20 protein-coding genes and 1 pseudogene are annotated in these 18,747 nt (G+C 41.0%); 4 read left to right on the top strand and 17 right to left on the bottom strand.

Features of this window, described 5'->3' with window-relative positions; genetic code table 11:
* Nucleotides 1–167: 167 nt before the first annotated feature.
* From ACZ9AO_RS06810 to ACZ9AO_RS06800, 3 genes are read left to right on the top strand one after another with little or no spacing between them, the layout of a single operon-like run.
* Nucleotides 168–1,493 (top strand): HAMP domain-containing sensor histidine kinase, encoded by a 1,326-nt coding sequence (locus ACZ9AO_RS06810; protein WP_476108735.1) that lies wholly within the window; start codon nucleotides 168–170, stop codon nucleotides 1,491–1,493.
* Nucleotides 1,471–2,148, top strand: coding sequence for a response regulator transcription factor (locus ACZ9AO_RS06805; RefSeq protein WP_476108734.1), 678 nt, complete (start codon nucleotides 1,471–1,473; stop codon nucleotides 2,146–2,148). The genes ACZ9AO_RS06810 and ACZ9AO_RS06805 overlap by 23 nt, the downstream gene beginning before the upstream one ends.
* 1 nt (nucleotide 2,149) lies before the next feature.
* On the top strand, nucleotides 2,150–2,704 hold the full coding sequence (locus tag ACZ9AO_RS06800; RefSeq protein ID WP_251541233.1) for a TVP38/TMEM64 family protein: 555 nt from the start codon (nucleotides 2,150–2,152) through the stop codon (nucleotides 2,702–2,704).
* Between the two features lie 125 nt (nucleotides 2,705–2,829).
* Here ACZ9AO_RS06800 and ACZ9AO_RS06795 read toward each other — a convergent pair.
* The 3 genes and pseudogenes from ACZ9AO_RS06795 to ACZ9AO_RS06785 form a co-directional block, all read right to left on the bottom strand.
* Nucleotides 2,830–3,197 (bottom strand): annotated as a pseudogene (locus tag ACZ9AO_RS06795) (HD-GYP domain-containing protein).
* A gap of 27 nt (nucleotides 3,198–3,224) precedes the next feature.
* Nucleotides 3,225–3,650 carry a hypothetical protein gene (locus ACZ9AO_RS06790; protein ID WP_476108733.1) on the bottom strand — a complete coding sequence of 142 codons (426 nt, stop codon included), beginning with the start codon at nucleotides 3,648–3,650 and terminating at the stop codon, nucleotides 3,225–3,227.
* Nucleotides 3,601–3,870 carry a hypothetical protein gene (locus ACZ9AO_RS06785; protein WP_476108732.1) on the bottom strand — a complete coding sequence of 90 codons (270 nt, stop codon included), beginning with the start codon at nucleotides 3,868–3,870 and terminating at the stop codon, nucleotides 3,601–3,603. The genes ACZ9AO_RS06790 and ACZ9AO_RS06785 overlap by 50 nt, the downstream gene beginning before the upstream one ends.
* Before the next feature lie 411 nt (nucleotides 3,871–4,281).
* Here ACZ9AO_RS06785 and ACZ9AO_RS06780 point away from each other — a divergent pair, with 411 nt between their 5' ends.
* On the top strand, nucleotides 4,282–5,058 hold the full coding sequence (locus ACZ9AO_RS06780) for a SurA N-terminal domain-containing protein (protein WP_048689699.1): 777 nt from the start codon (nucleotides 4,282–4,284) through the stop codon (nucleotides 5,056–5,058).
* Between the two features lie 84 nt (nucleotides 5,059–5,142).
* Here the strand turns inward: ACZ9AO_RS06780 and arsC are convergent, their stop codons facing one another.
* From arsC to ACZ9AO_RS06710, 14 genes are all read right to left on the bottom strand, one after another.
* Nucleotides 5,143–5,562, bottom strand: a complete 420-nt coding sequence (gene arsC, locus ACZ9AO_RS06775) for an arsenate reductase (thioredoxin) (protein WP_063596739.1) — start codon at nucleotides 5,560–5,562, stop codon at nucleotides 5,143–5,145.
* Nucleotides 5,563–5,596: 34 nt separating this feature from the next.
* On the bottom strand, nucleotides 5,597–6,895 hold the full coding sequence (locus ACZ9AO_RS06770) for an arsenic transporter (RefSeq protein ID WP_251541226.1): 1,299 nt from the start codon (nucleotides 6,893–6,895) through the stop codon (nucleotides 5,597–5,599).
* Nucleotides 6,896–6,912: 17 nt separating this feature from the next.
* Nucleotides 6,913–7,254 carry an ArsR/SmtB family transcription factor gene (locus ACZ9AO_RS06765; protein ID WP_476108731.1) on the bottom strand — a complete coding sequence of 114 codons (342 nt, stop codon included), beginning with the start codon at nucleotides 7,252–7,254 and terminating at the stop codon, nucleotides 6,913–6,915.
* 186 nt (nucleotides 7,255–7,440) lie between these two features.
* Entirely contained in the window at nucleotides 7,441–8,814 is a 1,374-nt protein-coding gene (locus ACZ9AO_RS06760; protein ID WP_476108730.1) for an NAD(P)-binding domain-containing protein, read from the bottom strand.
* 62 nt (nucleotides 8,815–8,876) lie between these two features.
* On the bottom strand, nucleotides 8,877–9,332 hold the full coding sequence (locus tag ACZ9AO_RS06755) for a MarR family winged helix-turn-helix transcriptional regulator (protein WP_476108729.1): 456 nt from the start codon (nucleotides 9,330–9,332) through the stop codon (nucleotides 8,877–8,879).
* 60 nt (nucleotides 9,333–9,392) lie between these two features.
* On the bottom strand, nucleotides 9,393–9,602 hold the full coding sequence (locus ACZ9AO_RS06750) for a hypothetical protein (RefSeq protein WP_476108728.1): 210 nt from the start codon (nucleotides 9,600–9,602) through the stop codon (nucleotides 9,393–9,395).
* Between the two features lie 21 nt (nucleotides 9,603–9,623).
* Nucleotides 9,624–10,109 (bottom strand): arsinothricin resistance N-acetyltransferase ArsN1 family A, encoded by a 486-nt coding sequence (locus ACZ9AO_RS06745; RefSeq protein ID WP_476108727.1) that lies wholly within the window; start codon nucleotides 10,107–10,109, stop codon nucleotides 9,624–9,626.
* 171 nt (nucleotides 10,110–10,280) lie between these two features.
* Nucleotides 10,281–11,696 (bottom strand): SpoVR family protein, encoded by a 1,416-nt coding sequence (locus ACZ9AO_RS06740; protein ID WP_057275661.1) that lies wholly within the window; start codon nucleotides 11,694–11,696, stop codon nucleotides 10,281–10,283.
* Between the two features lie 163 nt (nucleotides 11,697–11,859).
* The gene (locus ACZ9AO_RS06735) at nucleotides 11,860–12,939 is read right to left on the bottom strand and encodes a YkvI family membrane protein (RefSeq protein ID WP_476108726.1); all 1,080 of its coding nucleotides are present in this window, start codon (nucleotides 12,937–12,939) and stop codon (nucleotides 11,860–11,862) included.
* Nucleotides 12,940–13,074: 135 nt separating this feature from the next.
* Nucleotides 13,075–14,187: an o-succinylbenzoate synthase gene (gene menC, locus ACZ9AO_RS06730; protein ID WP_476108725.1), complete on the bottom strand. Its 1,113-nt coding sequence runs from the start codon at nucleotides 14,185–14,187 to the stop codon at nucleotides 13,075–13,077.
* 13 nt (nucleotides 14,188–14,200) lie between these two features.
* The gene (locus ACZ9AO_RS06725; protein ID WP_476108724.1) at nucleotides 14,201–14,995 is read right to left on the bottom strand and encodes a GNAT family N-acetyltransferase; all 795 of its coding nucleotides are present in this window, start codon (nucleotides 14,993–14,995) and stop codon (nucleotides 14,201–14,203) included.
* Complete coding sequence (locus ACZ9AO_RS06720) at nucleotides 14,988–16,136, bottom strand: M20 peptidase aminoacylase family protein (protein WP_476108833.1); 1,149 nt, start codon at nucleotides 16,134–16,136, stop codon at nucleotides 14,988–14,990. Before ACZ9AO_RS06720 ends, ACZ9AO_RS06725 begins: the two co-directional genes overlap by 8 nt.
* A 68-nt stretch (nucleotides 16,137–16,204) precedes the next feature.
* A complete protein-coding gene (locus ACZ9AO_RS06715; RefSeq protein ID WP_048689729.1) occupies nucleotides 16,205–17,047 on the bottom strand; it encodes a MurR/RpiR family transcriptional regulator in 843 nt (280 codons plus the stop codon).
* A 792-nt stretch (nucleotides 17,048–17,839) separates the two neighbouring features.
* The gene (locus ACZ9AO_RS06710; RefSeq protein ID WP_034315057.1) at nucleotides 17,840–18,721 is read right to left on the bottom strand and encodes a radical SAM/SPASM domain-containing protein; all 882 of its coding nucleotides are present in this window, start codon (nucleotides 18,719–18,721) and stop codon (nucleotides 17,840–17,842) included.
* Nucleotides 18,722–18,747: the final 26 nt, after the last annotated feature.

The following is an 18,747-nucleotide window of genomic DNA, read 5'->3' as shown; positions in this document are numbered from 1 at the left end:
ATTATCGTTGTTTAATAGATGCGAAGAAATTGAAATAAACTGCATACTTTCTTCATACTTTTTCGCTAAACTGACTTTATTCTATAAGAAGGTGAATAATCCTGAAAATCTCCTTTAAACTCGGACTATCTATATTTATTTGCATTTTTTTGATGGAAACCGTCTCCATGATTTACTTGCATAATAAAGTGATCCATTCCCGTATCAATCAAGAATTGGAATCACTGAAGGCCCGTGGCAATAGTCATCGTGATGTGTTGGAAATCACGTATTCCGACTCTACCCTTAAGCATATCGGACTGATGGAATACCATACCGATACAGATGTCGTGATTACGAACACAAGAGGAGATATTCTGATATCTTCCGCAAAGGTAAATGGGGGAATGAACAAAATCTTGGCAAAAAAGATCCCGCAAGTACCCCGAAAAGGTATGGTCCTCCAATCAAGTTGGAAGGATGAAAGATATATAGCCACCGTTACGCCATTTATCAGTGATAAAGAAAAAAAAGGCTATGTTTATATGTTCAAAGATACTAGAGATGTTGAGGATTTAATCGCACAATTGAATAGGCATTTCCTTTTTGCGACTGCATTGCTCCTTTTATTCATGCTTATCACCATCTATTTTCTATCAAAAGCTTTGACTAGACCGCTAATTTCGATGAAGGAAGCGACAACCAAACTCAGTAAAGGGAATTTTTCAGTGGCTGTGCCGGTACGATCTCATGATGAGCTCGGGGAGCTTGCCCAATCCATTCAAAGCTTGGCTAATGAATTGAACTATTTAAAGAAGGAACGCAATGAATTTTTGGCAAGTATCTCCCATGAACTGCGCACGCCGCTAACTTATATCAAGGGATATGCTGATATAACCCGCCGGAAAGATTTGGATGCATCCGAACGAACAAGATACTTAGAGATCATCCATGATGAATCCGAACGATTAAACAGATTATTGGACGAACTATTCAATATGGCTAGAATGGATGTAAATACATTCACCATATCAAAAGAAATCGTCCAGCTCTCTTCATTCCTGCAAAACATTCATGAAAAAGTGTTACCGGCTTTTGCAAATGAAAGAATTCAATTGAATCTGGAATGCAAGGATGACTTATTTATAGATATAGATCCCTCACGGTTTGAGCAAGTCATTCTTAACCTGTTGGATAATGCGCTGAAGTACTCGAACGAATATACAGTCACCACCATAAAAGCCACTGAATGCAATGGCTGGATTTCCATCTCCATAATCGATCAAGGGGTTGGCATTCCACCTGAAGATGTCCCCCATATCTTTGATCGTTTATATCGTGTCGAGAAATCACGTGCCAGAGATACCGGCGGATTCGGATTGGGACTCTCCATTGTCAAGCAATTAGTGGAGATACAAGGTGGAACCATTTCGGTTAAAAGCAACTTGGATCAAGGAACGTGCTTCACTATCACATTTAAGGAGATAACAAATGAAAACAGTAGTTCTGGTTGATGATGAACAGAGAATGCTTGATCTATTAGAGCTATACATTAAACCTCACGGATATACATGCCTGAAGATGAAATCTGGACTTGAAGCCTTACAGTTCTTAGCGCGTGAACATGCGGACATAGTACTTCTTGATGTAATGATGCCTGAGATGGATGGGTGGGAAACGTGCGAAAGGATCCGTGCGTTTTCCAGCATTCCCATAATCATGCTCACCGCCCGGGATGCTGCACAAGAAATGGTGAAAGGGTTGAAAAAGGGTGCAGATGATTATATTACGAAACCCTTTCATGAAGATGTTTTACTCGCCAGAATCGAAGCAGTGACGCGGCGGGTGCATAATCAGGATGATTCTTTGACCTTTAGGGGGCTAAAATTAAATGAATCTGCTTATGAAGCACATTATGATACCAAAACAATCCCATTAACACCGAAAGAGTTCTCACTGCTGTGCTTGTTTTTAAAATCCCCAGACCAAGTGTATTCAAGAGACCACCTGCTTTCGACCATATGGGGATTTAAAACGGATACCGAAGATCGGACAATCGATTCCCATATTCGAAATATTAGAGAGAAATTGCGTCATGCCGGTTTTCCAGCAGATCAACATTTGAAAACGGTCTGGGGCATCGGGTATAAATGGAGTTCTGTGGGTTGATATGAATTTCATTTCAGAAGCATTACTATCCAGCGGCCCTTTCTCCATTGCTGTAAGTTTAGTATTCAATATATTGATCAGCGTGCTTGGTTTTATTCCAAGTGTATTCATCACGGCCGCCAATATCAGCGTATTTGGATTTGAAAAGGGATTGATCCTTTCTTACATGGGGGAAATTGCCGGTGCAGCGGTCAGCTTTTGGTTATATCGAAAGGGCTTTCAAACATTCAAACCCAAGTTCATGAAGAACCGGTGGGTCATGAAGCTGCAAAAGTCACAAGGATTTCACGCATTTTGGATGATCCTGATGCTTAGGCTCCTTCCCTTTATACCATCCGGCGCAATCAACCTTACAGCAGCATTAAGCAGGACGGGAATGATGATTTTCTTCCTCGCGACATCCATTGGAAAACTGCCTGCCCTCCTTGTCGAGGCGTATTCGGTGACACAAGTATTGAAGGCATCGGACGATGTAAGGATTGTTTTGGTACTGTTGATTCTCGTAATCGCAGTCGTTTATTATCTTAATAGAAATAAGAAAAAAGGAAGGGAGTAAAAATCTTCATTATTTTTTTTGTAAATTGAAGCGATCCATTTACCATTTTACAAACTCCTTAATTTTTTCAAGAATCGTTACCCCTTTATCTCCAAGGATTCAGAAGGTGACGAGTTCGCTGTTTACTATATCCCTGTGCTGCGAACGGTATCGCAGCCTTTTTTCTGCTCCGCCTTTTCATCAAAATAGCAAAAGAAAGACAGCACGATGGATGGGTCCAAATGCTTTCCTTTTTGTTCGTTTATGAAAGATAATGCCCGCTCCACTGACCAGGAATCTTTATACGGCCTTCTGCTGGTCAATGCATCAAACACATCCACAATGGCTACGATTCGAGCTTCCAATGGGATTTCCTCCCTTTCAAACGGTGGGGATATCCCGTTCCATCCCATTTTTCATGATGATGGAGGATGATGTTTTCAGCCACTTCCAGGCTGCTGATCACATCATTGTTTATTTCCCTTGAAATCTTATTCAAAATATCGGATCCCATTAACGGATGCATCTCCATGATTTTTCGTTAATATGGGGATAACGGGCCAGGTTTGTATAAAATCCCTTCAGGAATCTCCGCTTTCCCGATATCATGCAGAATACTTGAATGGACAATATGATTCATATAGCTTTTAGATAGTTCCAGCTGGCATCTTCGATTATGAACGATAACAAGCTGCTCGGTCAGGTTTTGAACTCTCAATAAATGCGCTTCAATGCCAGGATCACGGATTTCGCATGAAATGGCGAGCACCTTTAACAATTCCCTTTGAGTCTCTGCCCTTTTCATTTCCGAAAGGTAGATCCCTTCTTTCAATTGTTCGAGTTCACGGAAAATCCCTACGAAATACCACTGTTCCCCAAGATGAATGGGGGTAATCGTAATCGAGGAATGCCAAATCTCACCCGATTTTTTTCGATTGGTGAAAACCCCTGACCAAGGTTTCCCCATCCTTAACTCGTTTTTCAAGGATGTGTATGTACATAAAGGTGTTAACCCTGACTTCAAGAATCCAGCTTTGAACCCCATGATGCTGTTCCGAATACCCTGTCGTCAGTTCATAATATGCATTAATATCAAGTATGCGATGATTTTGATCCGTAATGATGACGGCATCCCCCAACTTTAAATACCCTGCCAATTCGCATGGCAGCCTTGATTTCCCTTTCAAAATCTATACCTCCAATAATCTGCTGGATTTCCAACTCTGTCTCTTAGTCACTATTCTCATTGTCACGGCTCACTCCGTTCATGATTTGGAAGATAGGTTAAATGAACTATATCCGGATGATAAGGTATATAATGCCATACAAGTTTTATATACAATAGTTACTAAGCATCGTTTTGTGAGTAAGAGATAGATGACAAGTTTCTGTCTGCACCAGGTCCTTTTAAGCATATTGCATGACGAAGGGTAAATGGGTTCATTTCCGCGAATGTTACACTTATATAATGAGATGATGCCTATACTATCTTCCTGTTTTCTGGAAAAAAGAATGAATTTATTGTGTTTTAATGGGAAATTCCTTTATAATGCGCATTAGATGATTTTTTAGCATTGAATACGAGAGGAGACTGAAATATGAAGAAACTATTGTACCCAATCATCATTGGATTATTGGCAGTTGTTCTAACGGCTTGTGGTTCGAACGATGAAGCTGATAAGAAAAATGACGAGAAAGAGACTAAAACAACTGAGAAAGAAACGGCTAAAGCAACTGAGGAACAGCAAAAACAGATGGAAGAAATGCAGAAGAAACTAGACAAGCAAAAGGTGGATGAAAAGAAAACGGTAGCCATCGTCAATGACGAAAAAATTTCAGGTGCGGAATATAATACCGTGTTATCCACCACACAAATGCAGATGCAGCAATTCGGACAAGACCCAACATCCAAGGAGGGCGCCAAACAAATTAAAGAGCAAACGCTCAACTCTTTAGTGGGGCAAACATTGCTGCTTCAAGCAGCTGATAAAAAGGGCTACACAGCTTCCAAGGCCGAAATTGAAAAGCAACTTGCCGAAATCAAGAAGCAATATGAGAGTGAAGAAAAATTCAAGGCGGCATTGAAGCAAGCAGGTCTGAACTCGGAAATGCTGAATGCCCAGATCGCAGAGAACATCCCATATACGAAGTACGTTGAAAAAGAGATTAAAGTGGAAGAAGCAACTGATGAAGAAATCCAAAAGTATTACGACCAGGTTGCGGAGCAAGCTAAAACAAGCGGACAGAAGGTACAGAAACTCGAAGAAATGAAGCCGCAAATCAAGGAACAACTAGAGCAGCAAAAGAAACAAGAAAAGCTTGTGAAGCATGTCGAAGAACTTCAGAAAAATGCTAAGGTCGATATTAAGATTTAATGATGAAAAGAGCTGCCGAATTTGGCAGCTCTTTCTTTATGGTCTTTGGTCCGCCTGCTAACATCCACGGCTTTTCAATTTCATTTATTCACCGGTTCTAGAGAAACGTGCAATTCTTTCACCTATTTCATCTCGAACACGTTGGAAGGTTGCCCATTTCTCTTCATCAGTTCCTTCCGCTTTTGCCGGGTCATCAAAGCCCCAATGTTCACGTTTAACATGCGGTGGTGTCATAGGACATTTGTCAGCCGCATCCCCACATAATGTAACGACAAAATCAGCATTATTCAATATATCTGGGTCAATGATATCCGATGTTTGATTGGAGATATCCAACCCAACCTCATTCATTGCTTTTACTGCTTTGGGATTTAACCCATGGGCCTCGATTCCTGCACTAAGCACTTGCCATTCGTCACCTAAATATTTCTTCCCCCATGCTTCTGCCATTTGGCTTCTGCAAGAATTACCAGTACATAAGAAGTAAAGTGTTTTTTTAGCCATGTTGTTTATCTCCTTTATGAGTAAAATGATGTATTTAGTGAATAATGAGCAACCATATATATAAGCCAACTAATGTGATGAACAAGGTTGGGATGGTTAAGATGATTCCTGTTTTAAAGTAGGTTCCCCATGAGATTTTCACGCCTTTTAATGAAAGGACATGAAGCCACAATAACGTAGCCAAAGAACCGATCGGTGTAATTTTCGGGCCCAAGTCCGAACCGATGACATTTGCATAAATAAGTGCCTCCCTGATTGCTCCCGTTGTATGGGTGTCGGAAATGGCAAGGGCATCAATCATAACGGTTGGCATGTTATTCATAAGTGATGAAAGAATGGCTGCTATGAAGCCCATCCCGACAGTGGCAGCGAATAATCCTTGATCGGCGGTAACTTGGATAAGATCAGCTAAAATGTTCGTCAATCCAACGTTTCTCAATCCATACACCACGACATACATTCCAATGGAGAAAAACACAATCGCCCATGGTGCGCCTTTTACAACGATCTTGGTATTTACAGCTGGACTTCGTCTTGCCATAAACAAGAAGAATATGGCGATAACACCTGCAATGATGGATACAGGAATGTTCAAAAATTCACTGATAAAATAGCCTACCAACAGAACACCTAAAACAATCCCAGACACGCGAAACATTTTCACATCCCGAATGGCATCGACTGGCTTCTTCAATTGAGCCATATCATAATTCTTCGGAATGCTCTTTTTAAAGTACAAATATAATACCAGGATGCTTGCTGCTAATGAAAATAGGTTGGGAACGATCATTCTAGAGGCGAATTCAATAAACCCGATATCAAAAAAGTCAGCAGAAACAATGTTGACCAGATTACTTACCACAAGCGGTAAGGATGTAGTGTCCGCAATAAACCCACTCGCGATGATAAATGGGAAGATCATTCTCTCTTCCAACTTCAGGTTCCGAACCATTGCCAATACAATCGGTGTAAGGATAAGAGCGGCTCCGTCGTTTGCGAAGAAAGCAGCGACTAAGGCTCCGAGAATGCTCACATACACAAACATCCTTACTCCATTTCCCTTGGCCGCTCTAGCCATATGCAAGGCTGCCCATTCAAAAAATCCAATCTCATCTAAAATAAGGGAGATAATAATAATAGCAATGAACGCCAACGTCGCGTTCCATACAATACCCGTAACGGTTATAACATCCTTGAAGTCAACGACCCCAACGAGTAAGGCAAGTACCGCCCCCCCACATGCTGACCAGCCGATTGACAATCCCTTTGGTTGCCAGATGACGAATGTCAATGTCAGCAAAAAGATGATACTAGCTAATATAACTGTACCCAATTATGTTCTCCTCCTCGTTATTCACAACAAATTCGTTTTCCTTGTGCAGTTAATTCTTCTACTTTAAATGCTTGACTTGGCAAATCCTTGATAACCGTTTGAATAAATGAGTAATACGAGGATGTTTGATTTAACGAGTAAAATATCCATTGTCCCCTTCTCGCTTCATTCACGATCCCGCCATCTTTCAACTTTCGTAAATGCTGGCTTATAGCTGGCTGGCTCATCTCGAATAGATCCACAAATTCACAGACACAACATTCATGCTCAGACATGATCTTAATCATGGTCAAACGGGTTTTATCACCTAGTAATTTAAGAATGTTTGCCGTGGTTTCTATATCCAACGCCTCATTCATTGCATTTCATCCCTCCTAGCCCAAATTAAATAAGTATATGCTTATGTGATTATTCAACATTATTGTATAAGCATATTCTTATTTATTCAAGCATTAAATATTCAACCATATAATTTCCTTCTTTAATATTCAGCACTTCAAAGAAATTATAAAAGACCAGCCTTGTTTCAGACTGGTCTTTCTATTTCATTCACAACAGGAATTATTTTTCATTTCCAATCTCGCTAGAACGGGGCTGCCACAGCAAGAACCATCCTTCGTTTCATTTGCAGGAAGATCAGAATCACAGGAATTAGATGCAAGATTCACACTGCAAACTCCTGTTTCAGGCAGTTGCAAGCGCACTTCTTTTGCCCCCTCTACATCCCCTGTGAGATAAGCCACTACGGAACGGACTTGTTCGTAGCCTGTTGCCAGTAAGAATGTAGGTGCTCTTCCATAACTCTTCATCCCAACAATGTAAAAATTCTTTTCAGGGTGCCGTAATTCTTGTTCACCATGTGGTCTCACCGTTCCACAACTATGAATATTGGGATCAATTAACGGAGCAAGCGCATCTATGCTTTCCACAGCTGAATCAAGGTTTATCCTTATTTCATTTAAAAAGGATGTATCGGGCCTGAAACCCGTACTCACAACCATTTCATCGATGTCACCGATTGTGAATTCTTCTCCGTTTAGTTCTCCGACTACCGTGATTTTACTGTTTGTTGGATACACTCCGTCAATATGAAAGGGAGTAAGAATATGGATTCGTCCAGATTCCACTAATTGCTGAATTCTTATGCCCAACTCTCCACGAGCGGCCAAGCCGTCGTTTTCTTGTCCACCGTACACTTCATGGATTTGTTTTTTACGAAGAACCCAGTAGATCTCGGTATCCGTAATTTTTTGCTGTAAAGTGGCCAGATCCAATAAGGCATTTATAGCAGAATGACCGCTCCCAATTACCATGATCGATTTATTTTGATATCTGTTTTCTAATTGTTCGAAATTTGGAATGCCATAGTGGATTTGATTGTGTAATTTTCTCTCGGCATTCGTCCAGATACCATTGGAAAGGATCGGGTTCGGATTGGTCCAAGTACCTGATGAATCAATCACTGCTTTCGCTTCAATGACTTGTGTGTCACCATTCACTTCTACATACAGTTGAAAGGGAACCGTGTCTCGTTTTCCTGTTTTTAATTTATCATGAGCCTTTTTGGCAACACCGACTACTTTTGCTTGTAAGATGATCTGTTCTTTTATTTCTGGAAGGTTACTTAGAGGCAGTAGATACTCTACTACCAGTTCGTGACCTGTTGGCAAAGCATTTTCGTCAGGTGACGTCCATCCAGCGTTCTCCAGTAATTCCTTTGCTGTTTGATCGATGTTATACTGCCATGGGGAAAACATTCGAACGTGTCCCCACTCCAGCACGCTGGAGCCCACTGAGTCCCCCGCTTCCAATACGATAAACTTCTCTCCTTTTTTTATTAAGTGGGCGGCAGCTGCCAGCCCCACAGGACCTCCGCCTATAATTGCTACGGGTAATGCATTTTTATCGAATTGAACCATGATTATTCCCTCCTAAATCCCCTTAAAAAAGTTGTAATTTGCAAGTATTATTGAAAATTATACTACCCCCAAGGAGTAGTACAGCATACGGAAGACTTCAGCATTTTATCATTAAGCAATTTCAGGGAACGCACGACGGATTCCTTTTCAAACTCATTCATCGTCTTGAAGATCTCATTCAAGTAATCATTTATTTGCTGATCGATGGTTTGATTGATTTTCACGCCTTCATCGGTCAAAGAAAGGATGGAAATTCTCCGATCTTCAGCATCTTGCGTTTTTGTGACCAAATTCAATTTTATCAGGGATTGGATTTGTCGGCTGAACGTCGTAATATCCGTTCCCAAGGTTTCTGCAATTTGCTGGATGGAAGCCTTGTTTTGTCGATGTATTTCATATAGGATATGACTTTGAACAAGTGAAATTTCAATTCCATCAGCGCTGCAGCAATTTTTATTCAATAACCCAAACCGTCTTGTCAAGAGTTGGAAGAGACCTCTAAGGTTTTCATTTTCCATTACTTTCACCTCACACTATTTATACGCTAACTATTTGCATTTTGCAACTATTTGATTCAACTAATTTTTTGTTGATCTTTTTAGCTTATAGAAAGCCGTTATGAAATTCCGGTGTGTCTGCTCGCCATAATAACACTCTTTGTCTTTGAAAAAGTTCTTTTCGATGTATTTCTTTGCATTATCCGCCACAGGTTCACGCGAGGTTAAAACAAGCTTGAAATAAGCATCGAAATATTCAACAGACAATACGCTGGAATGGTTAACCGTCATAACCTCCACCCCCTATTTGCTTTACAGTAATTTCTCCATGGCCATGACATCGACATATTCCCCATCCATAATTCCCTGGTTTTTAAACACTCCCACTTCTCTATACCCCCGTTTTCTGTACAATCCTTGCCCAATCTGGTTAAAGGGAAAAGTGAATAACACAATCTTATTGAAGTCATTTTCTTTTGCGTGCTTTTCGATTGATTGCAGCAATAAACCGCCAATCCCTTTTCCTCGATGATCTCTCGAGATATATACGGATAAATCGGCAACCCCTTTATAAGCATTACGGCTGTTATATTGGTTCAAGGAAGCCCAACCGACAATTCCCCCATCTTGCTCGGCGACAATCAGCTTATATCGCCCGATATGCTTGGCAAACCATTCCTCCATGTAGGCTTGATCCTTCGTTTCCGTTTCCAACGTGGCAATTTTATCCTCAATCCCCTGATTGTATATATCTTTGACCGATTCCAAGTCTGTTTCAATCGCTTCACGAATGATCATTACATACCTTTCTCCTTTGGTTGCCAAATGATTTTTTTAATATTCTTAGTCGATTTATAACATCAATAGTTGCAAATTACAAATATTTTGGTTTTTTATAGAAAGGATCACAATACGAATAAACGTGCTTGAAACAAGAAAACTGCCGAGTGACCGGCAGTTTTATCAACTTTATAAATATTTCCGGTGAATGCCTTTTCCATCATAAGAAAACAGGACTTCTTTTCCTTCTATGACTGATTCCATATGCACGGAGCGGCCCCAAAGCTGATGGATATATGGCATGACTTTTTCGAGATATTTCAGATCCAGCTCAATATCTTCATACCAATGTTTTAGATAAAGTTCCCCATTACGCATGAAGTCCCCATCATTAACTGTGATATAAGGGAAACCTCCGTTAACCCTCATGCTCACGAGTTGATCACGAACATGTTCCCATGCCTTATCTACGATTTTATAATCCTTGCCCTGCTTTTGGAAAAGGTACATATCCTCCCGCATGACCAGATCCTTCGTCAAATAATTGCGGAGAAAGGAAATATCCGATTCGATTTCCCTGACTTCGAACATCTTTTCCCGGCCAGATCCTGGCTTGACTCCGAGCCTGATCATTTCTTCGGTCGGATTATCATAGCGTTCTTCAATATCTTCAAGCACTTTTAATCCAAGATAATAAGGATTGATGCTGGTCCGTGAAGGCTGCACGACACCTGCGTTCAGTTTCGCGAATTCAATCGCTTCCCCTGAGGATAGATCCAATTCACGGATAATGCGCTGATGCCAGTAGGATGCCCAGCCTTCGTTCATGATTTTCGTTTCCAGCTGCGGCCAGAAATACAGCATCTCTTCCCTGATCATCGTCATGATATCCCGCTGCCAATCGGTTAAATCCCTGCTGTACTGTTCTATGAAAAGCATAATATCCTTTTCTGGCCTTGGCGGGAATTTTTTTCTTTTTTTAATGTTGGATTTCTGCGGTTTATCCTTATTATCAAGATTCCATAAATCATCGTATTGTGTGGCTGTCGGTTTTATTTCCTCTTCTTCTTCCTCATCTTCCATCGTCCAGGCAAGCTTCGGTCTCATCAGCGACGGATCGATATGTTCCTCAATGGCTAAAAGTGCATCGAGGAAGGTTTCCACTTCCTTTTTGCCATGCAGGATTTCATATTCACGGATTCTTTCTGCCGTTGCCGACATACTTTCTACCATATCCCTCTTGGTATTATTGAAACGTATATTATTCTTAAAGAAGTCACAATGCGCCAAAACGTGGGCAACAATCAATTTATTTTGTACAAGTGAATTGGAGTCCAGCAGAAAAGCGTAACAAGGATCAGAGTTAATGACCAGTTCATAGATTTTACTTAACCCAAAGTCGTACTGCAGCTTCATTTTATGAAATTGCTTTCCAAAGCTCCAATGAGAAAAACGGGTCGGCATCCCATAGGCACCAAATGTATAAATGATTTCTGAAGGGCAAATTTCATAGCGCATCGGGTAAAAATCCAACCCGAACCCCGTTGCTATTTCTGTTATTTCACTAATGGCATATTCCAGAGCCTTTTGCTCCGCTTCATTCATCCGATATCCCCCTTGTCTTCCGCCTTTAAACTAATGTATGAAAAAAAGGAGGAAAAATGCCGTGATCATGAGTAAAGGTCCTCGATAACAGAAAAAAAACACCTCCATGAAGAAGATGTCAGGCCAAATGTTTCATGCAGTTCTGCACTCAATGCCTTTGATATTAAAATTTTGCTAATTCCGGATTCACAGCCTCTTTTTTCATTTTTGAACGGATCCAGGAAATGATGAGCGCTGCAATGATGACAAAACCTAAGTATCCTGTGATTGGGTATACCGTCCCAACCAATTTAATAAAGCCAACGAAACTTGCAAGGAAGGCGAGAATCCCGACTATAATCACGGATAATTTAAATCGTTTCGTTTCCGCAGGCACCAGCCTGGCGGTGAATGCATACAGCATCCCGACAGCTGTATTATAAATCATTCCTAAAAGGATGATTGATAGGACATATCCCAACCATGGAGAAATCTGATTCGCTAAATGAAGGGTAGGCATACCAGAGCCTTCTATGCCCTTCAAGTCGGACATCATCCCCATATTGATCAAAAATAACAGGATCCCCAATCCAATCCCTCCCAGAATTCCTCCCATTCCAGCCTGTTTCTTATTCTTGAAGGTCCCGCCCATTACGGCCAGCATGGCAATTCCGGCAGTCATATTATATGAAACATAAAGTAATGAACCCATCAACCAATTTCCGGTAGCAGCCGTTCCTTTACTTGAAGATGAAATGATTTGATTGAAACTTAGATTGGATGTGAAAAATGAATAACCTGAAATAATGATCATGATAACGAATAAAAACGGTGTGACGGCACTAATGATGGACATTATTTTATTAACATTAAGTAAAAGCGTACCGATCGTGAGCACCGTCATGACGATTGCACCGACCATGCTTGGAATCCCGAATTGTTCCTCCAAAATCGTTCCGGAGCCGGCAATCATGATGACTGTAACGCCAAACAAGAAAAATGTGATGATAATATCGACCACCCTGCCTATATAGCGACCGCAAATATGATCGATGATGCTTTTATGGGAACGTGTCTGGAGAGTGCTCCCCAACTGGGTAACTTGCATGCCCAAAAACGCGAATAAAACTGTCGCCACCACAATTCCCAATACACTGTAGATTCCAAAACTCGTGAAGAATTGTAACACTTCTTGTCCTGAAGCGAAACCTGCTCCAATGATGATTCCAATATATGCTCCTGCAAGATTTATACTGTTTTTCATATCTAATACCACCTTAATTATATGATTATTCTGACAATTTATGTTATGAGAATATCTTTCCTTTCATCATTATCCTCCCAGCTTCAAGTTAACGGGCAATTGCTCATGAAGCCGGGAGGTCCTTTAATTCAACTCTTATTTATTTGTATATCTTTTACTATAGGAAGTGAATTCATCGACCGCAGTGTAATCTACTTCATAGCCAATGCCTGCCGCTTTTGGAACGGTTATGACCCCATCATTCACTGTAACCTCCGGTTGGATGATGTCTTTATGCCAATAATTCGAGGATGCTGCCGTATCACCAGGCATCGTGAAGTTATCAAGTGTTGTCAATGCGATATTATGGGCACGCCCCACACCAGATTCCAACATGCCTCCGCACCAAACCGGTACATTCCTTTCTTTACATAATTCATGTATTTTCATAGCTTCCGTTAAACCGCCAACCCTGCCAACCTTAATATTAATGATTTTACAGCTTCCCAATTCAAGGGCTTTTCTCGCATCTTCGACGGAATGTATACTTTCATCCAAGCAAATCGGTGTTTTGATTTCCGCTTGTAATGTGGCATGATCGACAATATCATCCGATGACAAAGGCTGCTCGATCATCATTAAATCAAATTGATCAAGTTGTTTGAGTAATTCAATGTCTTTCAGCCGGTAAGCGGAGTTTGCATCTGCCATTATCGGGATATCGGGATATCGATTGCGCACTTCCCTGATTACGTCAACATCCCAACCTGGTTGAATTTTCATTTTGATTCTTTTATACCCTTCCTTCAATCCAGCTTCTATCTTTGCCAGTAATTCAGGTACCGTTTTTTGGATGCCGATACTGATCCCAACATCGATCTTTTCCAGCTCCCCGCCTAAAGCCATACTTAAAGGGATATTCTTTTCTTTTGCGTATAAATCCCAGATGGCTCCCTCGATTGCCGATTTTGCCATATTATTTTTACGAATATGCGAGAACATATCCGATACATCACGAGGATGCTCTATTTCTTTATCCAATACAAGCGGAATCAGGAAATCCTCCAGCATGGTCCAATTTGTTTTTATCGTTTCTTCGTTATACCAAGGTGCTGAAAATGCCACAGATTCAGCCCAGCCTGAAAGTCCCTCTCCATTTTTCACTTCCACAAGAATGAACTCCTTATCCACAAACGTTCCAAAGCTTGTTGTAAAGGGAGCTACCAAATCCATATTTAAATGACGTAAACGCACTTCCGTTATTTTCATCCCGATTCCCCTCTTATTCTTGTTTTTTTAATAAATAGTTTTGAATGTTTTCACCTTGTTCCCGTTCGATCCCGGCTGCAACATATCCTTTGGCAAAAAGAGCTTTGAATAATTCACCGGTTTTTAACCGCCAATCAATCGCAAGGCGAAGATCAGATTTTTTGATTTGTTGAATATCCGTCGGAATGGGAATGGCGATCACCTCGGCATTGGTTTCGAAATGATAATCCTTGATATAAGGAAAGCCTTGGTCATTCATTCCTGTCGTTACGATGTGTATGGCTTTATCAGGAAGCGGAGTCTCGTCCTTTGCTTCCTGCCGTATATTCCATTCCACCATGAATCGATCAGTGGAAAGTCCTTCATTGAGGGTATCCTTCATATTTCCATAACAATCTTCCATATATGTAGAGCATACAGCTTTTAGCTTACCGATATTCAAGTTTGCATTCACACTTTCCAATGGATCATATGTCCATGTGATCAAGTCGTAGCCCTTTTTGAGTGCTTCTTCTTTTTGTGCAAGTTTAAGTAATCTGCCGTAGCCCTTCTTTTGATGGGCCGGATGGATGGCTAACATATGTGAACAAAGATATCCCCTTCCGTCCTTGAATCCCGGGAAACTGTATTGAAACCCGACTAACTGGCCATTGATATAGCCGCCTAATACAAGCCCGCCGTTTTTGACTGCTGTAATCGTCTGATGGATGGGAACGCAATCCATGCCCCATACAAGGGCTTCCAGCCGCTGCACTTCTTGTAAATTCTCTAGTGCGGATAGGGATTTAATGATGAATTCATCAGTCATGTAAGGGGCCCTCCCCTCCATACTTCTCGAAAGTGAGTATGATGGCTTTGGCTAAGATTTCAATTCCAGATAACAAAGCTTCTTTGTTGAATGTCATGTTCGGATGATGGAGCCCTGGTGCCAAATCACAGCCCAATCCAAGCATCGTCGCTTTGAGTTCAGGTCTTTTCAACGTATAAAAATGAAAATCCTCTCCTCCTGTTGTAATGACAGGCGCTACCAAATTTTCTTCCCCAAGTGTATCGGCTATCGCTTCAGACATTATTTCCTGTGCTTGATCGTTCACGGTTGCTGCAGCAACACAGGTTCCCGGTTCGAGTTTCACTTCGACTCCATGGACAATGGCCAAAGATTCTGCAACCTTTTCCACCTTTTTGGTGAGCTCTTTCATCACTGCATTATCCTGTGCCCGTAAATCCAATGAAAAAGTGGCTCTCCCCGGGATGATATTGGAACTTTCGCCGCCAGCAAAAAACTGCGTCATTTTTACGGAATAAGGGATGGACGGATTGAGATGGATTCCATTTAACAAGGTGATGAATGCCGCTCCTATCTCGATGGCATTCTGCCCTTGATGCGGTCTGGCTCCATGCGCATCAGTTCCCGCTATTTCACCTTTAATGAACTGAGCGGCTCCATGCACAATGGCTGGCGCCGCTTGCCCATCTTTCACTTCCTCAACCGGTCTTAAGTGCACTCCATAAAGGAAATCGACATTATCCAATACTTTTTCTTCAATCATCTTCAAGGCGCCCGTGCCTTTTTCTTCAGCAGGTTGGAAAATGAATTTCAGCTTGCCTCTTGGACGAAAGCACATTTCCTTCAATACAAGAAATACTCCTAGTGCCAAGGTCATATGACCATCGTGTCCACAGGAATGATTGGCTTGAAACGTCCCTTGCACCTCCTGCCAAAGCGCATCGATATCCGATCGTAATCCGACCGTGAAATCCCCATCCCCGATTTCGCCAACCACACCTGTACAGTCCTCGAATGTTTTTACCTTACACTGATTCCCCGTTAAAATATTTGAAATGAAAGCTGTCGTATTCACCTCATTCCAACTCGTTTCTGGATTTGCGTGTAAATAGTCAAAAATATCGAGTATACGCGGCCTTAATTTTTCGATAGTTTGTGTGATATCCATTTCTGTCTCCCCCTTATATACCGGTTTAATCGGCATGTTCACAAACTGATGGATGTTTTATCTCAAAAGAAATAATCGTCTTGATTGAACGCATCATATATAGCTTTTCTTTCTTTGAATCCTTGTTCATCCTTAATCGATACACCAGCTACTAAACTATTCAATAATGAGAATAACACTGGTGCCGTATCGATCGTGGAAGTCCTTGGTGTTGAAATGGGCAATAAAATGTCAGTGTATTCCGCAATCGGAGCCAGTTCGGAATCCGTAACCCCAATTACAAATGCACCCGCTTTTTTGGCCATTTCCGTTATTTTCACAGTCTCTTTAACATAGCGGTGAAATGAAATGGCTACGAAAACGGAATTTTCAGTCATTTTATTCAACATTAAAAATATATCATCAGTATCAGGCCGATATAAATGAACCTCTTCCCTAACAAGCCTAAGTGTAAAGGTTAACCAATGTGCTGCCGAAAATGATAAACGGTGTCCGGAAATCAAAACATTGTCAGCTGCCGCCAATTTATCGACTGTTTTGGCGAAATCTTCGTTTGATAAATTTTTCATGGTCTTTTCGATGCTGATGATATCCTGCCCCATCACTTGAGCCATGAAGTTTGGCTGACTCGCGGCTTCAAGTTTTGAAGAATGATATTCATTCAAACTGCTGCTCTCGTATATCAACTGATTTCGAATAAGGTTTTGAAGCTCTGCATATCCGCTTAACCCCAATGAATAGCAAAAGCGGATGATGGTCGTTTCACTCACCCCAATGTCTTTTCCGAGCTTTTGAGCTGAAGTGACTGCAAATGTATGTGAATGCACCAACAAGTATTTTGCTACCTTTTTTTGACCAGTAGATAAACCAGGGAATACTTCTTTAACTTTTTGCTGTAAATCCATAAAACATCCCCTCTGAAGCAAGATATGAATCCAATACTTTTTATATGACAATATGAAGTATTAACTTCATTAATAATAGTGAGTATTTTATCACGGTCCTTTTAATAAAACAATAATATTCTGAATTTTTAATAATAAGATGGTGGCAATGTCCTTCAAGCACAAAAAAACCAGAGATGGACTCCATGGTTTCAGTTTGGCGAAATAAGATGGGGTTCGGAGTACGAGGATGGTTTTCAGTCTGCTAAAAGGGAGCTGATTTCTGAAAGAGGGTATGTGTAATGATTTCCACTCCAGGCACTAGCTTTCCGCGGGCGGTCCGCCCTTGGCGCTCCTTGCGACTGTGGGGCCTCCCTCGACACGCTTTTCCCGCAGGAGTCTCGTACCTTCCGTTCCAATCAACTGTAACTTTTTTTAAAAGAAATATTGTAGGGAAACTGGCTCTTCTCCAATTCGTCTACAGTCTGGGGGTTCCATCAATTTTTCGACAAAAGGAGTTTCGGATTGTCTCGCCCTGAACCAAGATAAAAATAAACTTGATTATCTTTCATGTTTTTTACTGCCTAATCTCGTTGGATTGAAGAAATTTGCGACGCTCCTGCCGAATTTACCTGCTAGCCGAGACCCCACAGACGCTTGCTTTGATGCGGCTTGGCAGACAATCGGCGGAAAGGGAGCGGATTTCTGCAATCACCTGAAATTTTCCAATAAAAAAACTGCAGGCAAACTGATTTTTCATCGAGTTTGTCTACAGTCTGAAACCACGAAATGAACTCCGTAATTTTCCTTCATTTATTTTTTATGACGCTTTGCGTAGCCACACCGTTTACATAATTCTTCAACTGCACATCTTCTTGAGAAACCATCATACATATTTTTAGCCCGTTCACCATTTAAAATGTCTTCAAGTGATGTTTCGAATATATTTCCAAGCGGTATTTTCCCTTCACTATCCAAGCAACAAGGTACGACTGTACCATCCACCAAGATACCTAACTGATCTCTAAGAGCATAGCAGAAAATATTTTCATCGATAATGTCACGGTCCAATTCCGGCCACTCGAATTTTTCGGCCATGTTTATATAAACCCGGTCCCTTAACTTAATATTATTCTTTTGCTGAAGAGCTTCACTTAAGCGAATGTCCAATGAAAGCTTCTCCTCCAGCATGCTCAGAATATCATCGTTCAGGCCATTACTCGCTTTTAATTCAGCCGTATCCATATTCCATAAACGAATGGCACAAATCACTTCACTTTTTTCATTTGCTTCATTTATGAAATCGGCAATATTACTGACATAAGAGTCAAGACTATTGGTCGTATCGTTTGCCTCAAAGCTATGAAGTGAAATATTCACCTGCCGGAGGGCTTTTTTGGAGAGCAGCTTGTCTTTGACCTTTTGAATCAAAGTACCGTTCGTTGTAATATTAACCTTCAGGTCATTTTCAGCACTGATATCAAGGAATGTACCCAAATTTTTATTTAAAAACGGTTCACCCATCAGATGAAAATAAATATGATCGGTGTGTGGTTTGATTTTCTTGATAACATCCGTAAACCCTTCGGGATCCATGAATTTCAGGGTCCTTTGCAAGCTGGAACTTGGGCAAAAATTACACTTCAAATTACATATATTCGTAATTTCCACATAAACTTTCTTAAACTTTCTCATTTTCTACTTCCCCTACAATCAAGCTT

The organism is Peribacillus sp. TE19612 (genome assembly GCF_056279465.1).
Note: the sequence above shows the minus strand (reverse complement) of the source record. Positions and strands in the feature narration are given on the sequence as shown.